This window comes from Micrococcus sp. H39-S4, assembly GCF_027158145.1.
Lineage (GTDB): Bacteria > Actinomycetota > Actinomycetes > Actinomycetales > Micrococcaceae > Micrococcus > Micrococcus luteus.
The window spans coordinates 1-4,631 of record NZ_JAPVLT010000019.1; the positions used below are offsets into that span (position 1 = coordinate 1).

At 64.2% G+C, this 4,631-nt stretch carries 5 protein-coding genes and 1 pseudogene; 4 read left to right on the top strand and 2 right to left on the bottom strand.

The window, feature by feature from the left end; translation table 11 throughout:
- Positions 1-127: integrase core domain-containing protein (locus O3T09_RS11675; RefSeq protein WP_269295539.1), on the top strand; the 127-nt coding region annotated here is incomplete at its 5' end.
- Here the strand turns inward: O3T09_RS11675 and O3T09_RS11680 are convergent.
- Positions 124-1,101 (bottom strand): magnesium transporter CorA family protein, encoded by a 978-nt coding sequence (locus O3T09_RS11680; protein WP_269295567.1) that lies wholly within the window; start codon positions 1,099-1,101, stop codon positions 124-126. The two genes, O3T09_RS11675 and O3T09_RS11680, sit on opposite strands and share 4 nt — an antisense overlap.
- A gap of 175 nt (positions 1,102-1,276) precedes the next feature.
- Here O3T09_RS11680 and O3T09_RS11685 point away from each other — a divergent pair.
- Together O3T09_RS11685 and O3T09_RS11690 are read left to right on the top strand one after the other, a co-directional pair.
- Positions 1,277-2,511 (top strand): IS3 family transposase gene (locus O3T09_RS11685; RefSeq protein ID WP_101963419.1). Its coding sequence is split into 2 segments (ribosomal slippage): positions 1,277-1,586 and positions 1,586-2,511, totalling 1,236 coding nucleotides; the frame shifts between segments, so codons are not numbered across the junction.
- A 501-nt stretch (positions 2,512-3,012) separates the two neighbouring features.
- On the top strand, positions 3,013-3,480 hold the full coding sequence (locus O3T09_RS11690) for a YkgB family protein (protein WP_020624493.1): 468 nt from the start codon (positions 3,013-3,015) through the stop codon (positions 3,478-3,480).
- Positions 3,481-3,655: 175 nt separating this feature from the next.
- Here the strand turns inward: O3T09_RS11690 and msrB are convergent, their stop codons facing one another.
- Entirely contained in the window at positions 3,656-4,081 is a 426-nt protein-coding gene (msrB, locus tag O3T09_RS11695) for a peptide-methionine (R)-S-oxide reductase MsrB (RefSeq protein ID WP_053447646.1), read from the bottom strand.
- 156 nt (positions 4,082-4,237) lie between these two features.
- Between msrB and O3T09_RS11700 the strand changes: the two are divergent.
- A pseudogene (locus tag O3T09_RS11700) lies at positions 4,238-4,504 on the top strand (IS3-like element ISAar46 family transposase); the annotation flags it as partial.
- Between the last annotated feature and the right edge of the window lie 127 nt (positions 4,505-4,631).

Sequence of the window (4,631 nt, forward strand, 5' to 3'; positions counted from 1 at the left end):
GCGTGAGGCCCTGGCCGTGTGGGTGAACCACTACAACTACCATCGGCCTCATACCTCCTGCGGGAACGCCCCGCCGGCCTCGTTGGCCCCGGCCCGAGTCAACAACGTCATGACCTCCTACAGCTAGAGCCAACGCTGACGGCGGAAGACGGCGTACAGGCCCGCGGAGATGATGACCATTGCCAGAATCGATAGCGGGTAGCCAAAATCCCAGGTAAGTTCCGGAATTGACTCAAAATTCATCCCGTATATCGCTCCGACAAGGCTCGGAGTGAATAGGATGGCGGCCCACCCTGAAATGCGCTTCATGTCCTCGTTCTGTTTCTGGGCCACTAGGGCCAAGTAAACCGTAACGAGCTGTGTCAGCCGTGCGTGGATGCCGGACACTCTGGACAGAAGGTCATCTGCGTCCTCGGCGAAGGCCGCAGCAGCGGCTGACCAGTCTGAGTTCTTCGACGCCCCTGGCGCGGGGATTCGATCGATGAACCGGCACAGGGAAGCAAGAGAGGAGCGGACCTTGCTGGCATCGGAGCCGAGCCGATAAACGCTCTCGATGTCCTTCTCGAATTCCCCGAAAATACTCGACTCGCAGTCCGCAGTGCCGTCCTCCAGGGAAAGTGCGGCAGAGTCATAGGAATCGATCGCGGCCTCGACGATGAGCGTTAGCGTCAGTTCCGCCTCATCTGCGGCAAAGTATCGCCCTGAGTTGTCTTCCGCCGGATGCCAGGCGGTCCCGATTCCGTCGACATCTTCAAAGACCACCAGCCAGTCGTCATGAAAGACAATGTGTAGTGATTCTATTCGTAGATCTTCTTGCCCTGCTTTTGCGATCCGGTTTATTCGCAGAAGGAAGGAGGGGCCGAATACATCCAGGCGAGGGCGACCGGCTCCTTCACGCAGGATTTCTCGCATGTTCTCCGGGAACTCGAATTCAGTTCCAAGTTGGTCAACCGTGTGCTCGCGCCCACATTGGCAGTCGACGACCTCGCCTCGATCCGTGATCAATGATCGGAGATCCGCAATCGGCTGCTGTTGCTTTGGTCGGACCTGCGGTCGCATCGCGTGTGCGGTGCCACCGGAGCATCCAAGGTGTTCAGTCATCCGGCGAGTGTAGTGGCGCAGAGGGGAGATGCGAGAGCCAGAGCCGCTCACGATGCCGGCCAGGACGCTGTAGCGCGCTGGGTCTCCTTCCCGAGTCTCACGAAGGAGGGCGCTTGACCCCTGATCTTGGACACGCTGATTCCAGCACGATGCTGGGGAAGCGAGAATCCAAGGGATGGCTAGGAAGAACTACACGGACGAGTTCCGGCAGCGCGCGGTGGACTTGTATGAGTCCACGCCGGGTTCGACGCTCAAGGGCATCGCCGGGGATCTCGGGATCTCTCGGGGTGCGCTGAAAGAGTGGGTCGACAAGTTCGGCTCCGGGGTCACGGTTGCCGCTGCGTCGCCGCCGGGGGCGACGGGGCGACCGGAGTCGCAGGCGGCGAAGGTCCTCCGGTTGGAGGCCGACCTCGCGGCCTTGCAGGCCGAGGCCCGCAAGCTCGAGACGGAGCGGGACATCCTCCGTCAGGCGGCGAAGTATTTCGCCGGGGAGACGAACTGGTGAACCGCTTCCAGTTTGTTGAGGATCACAAGGACGCCTACGGCGTGAAGCGGTTGTGTGAGGTCGTCGAGGTCGCCCGCTCGTCGTTCTACGCCTGGCTGGACTCCGCCGGGCGGCGAGCCGCGAAGGCGACAGACGACGCGGTGTTGGCGGCGCGGATCCGGGTGCTGCAAGACCCCGCTCAGGGTGGCGACCGCGCCTACGGGGCGCCCAGGATCACCGCCGACCTCAACGACGGTGTGCCCGTGGCGGAGCGGGTGAATCACAAGCGCGTCGCGCGGGTAATGCGTGAGCACCGTCTCGCGGGGATCCGGTTGCGACGACGGGTGAAGACCACGATCCCGGACCAGTCCGCCAGGCGCTTCCCCGACCTGATCGGACGGGACTTCTCCGTCGGCGACCCCGGCCGCCGCTACGTGGGCGACATCACCTACCTGCCTATCGCCGACGGCACGAACCTCTACCTCGCGTCCTGCATCGATCTCGGCTCCCGGAAGCTCGCGGGCTGGCAAGTCGCCGACCACATGCGCACCGAACTCGTCGAAGACGCCCTCCGTGCCGCGCACCACGACCGCGGGTCGCTGGTCGGCGCGATCTTCCACTCCGACCACGGCAGCGTCTACACCTCGAAGGCCTACGCCGCGCTCTGCGAGCAGCTGGGCGTGACCCAGTCCACGGGCGCGGTCGGCACGAGTGCCGACAACTCACTCGCGGAAAGCTTCAACGCCACGCTCAAGCGCGAACTCCTCGCCGGCCGGTCAGCGTTCCCGGACCAGGCCACCGCCTACCGGGCCGTGTTCCGGTGGGCGAACCGCTACAACACTCGCCGGCGCCACTCCGCGATCGGCAACATCAGCCCGAACGCCTACGAAGCCGCACGCTCCGCTACGCTTGCGGAAGCGGCATAACCGAACCGACACCGTGTCCACGATCAAGGGCCAAGGCCCGACGGGTCCTCGACCGCGGTGGACAAGGTGATGGTGCTGTACGACGGGGCGAAAACGTCCGCCAAGATGACACGGGATCCTGCGCTGGTCGAGCTGGCCGCCGACATGGCCTGCGAAGTTGTTCATGGGCACGGTTCGACTCGCAGGCCGATAGCTCGGAAGGGATGAGCCCTGTTGACACCTGGCGACGACGATTCCGGACCATGATGCGTCCGGAAGCACGTGAGGTGGCGCACGAAGCCGACGAGGTCGTCCCGACGCGCCTGTGCGCGCGAGTTCCGCAGGTGGCCCGGGGAAAGGGTTGCGGCACAGACAACGCGGAAGACGGGGTGTGCGTACCACGCTGCGTCGGTGGGAAACCGCGGGTTGCCGGTGCAGAACCAGGTGCTGCATGAGCATGGAACCGTGGGTTCCTTTTCAAGTCCGAGTGATATCTACAAGAAAAAACGAGGAGACAAGAAAATGATGACGAAGAACACTTCCACCACGGGGATCGAGCAGATGGGGAATTCGGTACTGCGCTATTCCCTGGTGACGAACCTCGTCTGGATCGGTTCCCTGAAATTCCAGGACTACGAGATGGAGAACATCAGGCCCCTGGTCACCTCCAGCCCCTTGTTCTCCGGGGTGCTCAAGAAGCTGGGGGAGAAGAAGACAGCGCAGCTGATCGGGGTGGCCGAGATCGGTATGGGAGCTCTCATCGCCGCCAAGCCCCTCGCCCCGCGCGCTTCGGCCCTGGGCAGCCTCGGGGCGGTAGGGATGTTCGTCACCACGCTCAGTTTCATGGCCACGACCCCGGGAGTGCAGCAGGAGAACCACGGGAAAACCAAGTTGTCCATGGTGGGGCAGTTCCTGCTCAAGGACACCGTGCTTCTGGGGGCATCCATCCTCACGGCTGCCGAGTCGCTGCAGCACGCCCGCCGCCGGTAGCCCGGAAACGACCGTTGCCGTGACCCGGAACGAGCCGGGACGGGAACTGCTGGTGCGGTACCCCGTCCCGGCCCATGTTCTCTGCCCCGGTGACCTGGGGGCCGGTTGGTCAGCGCGCCGGCGGCGGCGAAGCCCTGGAGCCGGCGCGCTGAGGGTTCAGCCGGTGGGCGGCCACTCAGTCGGAGGAAATCAGTTTCATGGAGATCGAGTTGATGCAGAACCGCTGATCGGTGGGGGTCTGGAAACCTTCACCTTCGAAGAGGTGCCCCAGGTGGGAGTCGCATCGGGAACAGCGCACTTCGATGCGCTCCATCCCCAAGGACCGATCACGTAGGTAACGCACCCTGTCCTCGGCCAGGGGAGCCCAGAACGAGGGCCACCCGCAGTGCGAGTCGAACTTATCAGTGCTGGTGAACAGCTCTTGGCCACACGCCCGGCACTGATAGACACCGGTGGTGTGCGCGTCGTAGTACTGGCCCGTGTACGGCCTCTCGGTGCCCGCCTTCCGGAGTACCTGGAACTCCTGCGGCGTCAGTTCCTCACGCCACTGCTCCTCACTCTTGTGCACCTCGGGCCGGTAGTTGTCGTATCCAGTGTTCATGACGGCTTCAACGGTCCCCGGCCCCTGCGTGTCAGGGTGAGTTGAGTCCAGTGGTTCACAGCAAGTCCGCCTGACGCAGGGCGAGATTCAGGATCGATCACCATGAGTAGTTCCACGTTCGCCCCGCCGTTGTCCGCGATCGCCGATGATGGACAGATGAGTGACGCTCACCCTCGTGCTGGTGGCCCGGCTCGGCGCCGGAGCTTCACCCCGGAGCAGAAGCTGGCGCATCTGGCCGCCTACGAACAGGCCTGCCAGGAGCAGCAGGGTGGGGCCTACCTTCGCCGGGAGGGCCTGTACTCCTCGCTGATCAGCGAATGGCGCCGGATGCGCGATGCTGGCGTGCTCGAAGGCAAGGCGGCCGATGAAGCCGTTGGCCGGCCGAGTGCGGAGCAGGCCGAAATCGCCCGGTTGCGCCGCCAGCGGGCGTGTCAACTTGTCTGTGTAAGCGGGGTGGTCACAGGTAGGGGTTGATCCGGTCGGGGTAGGCCGCGGCGAGCTGGGCGAGGGCCTGCTTCCAGTTCGTGACGGCCTGGCCTTCGACGAGCCG

Bases quoted from the DNA above. Each gene is read 5' to 3' on its own strand.
- O3T09_RS11680 (WP_269295567.1), bottom strand. From the start codon at position 1,101: ATGACTGAACACCTTGGATGCTCCGGTGGCACCGCACACGCGATGCGA.
- O3T09_RS11690 (WP_020624493.1), top strand. From the start codon at position 3,013: ATGATGACGAAGAACACTTCCACCACGGGGATCGAGCAGATGGGGAAT.
- msrB (WP_053447646.1), bottom strand. From the start codon at position 4,081: ATGAACACTGGATACGACAACTACCGGCCCGAGGTGCACAAGAGTGAG.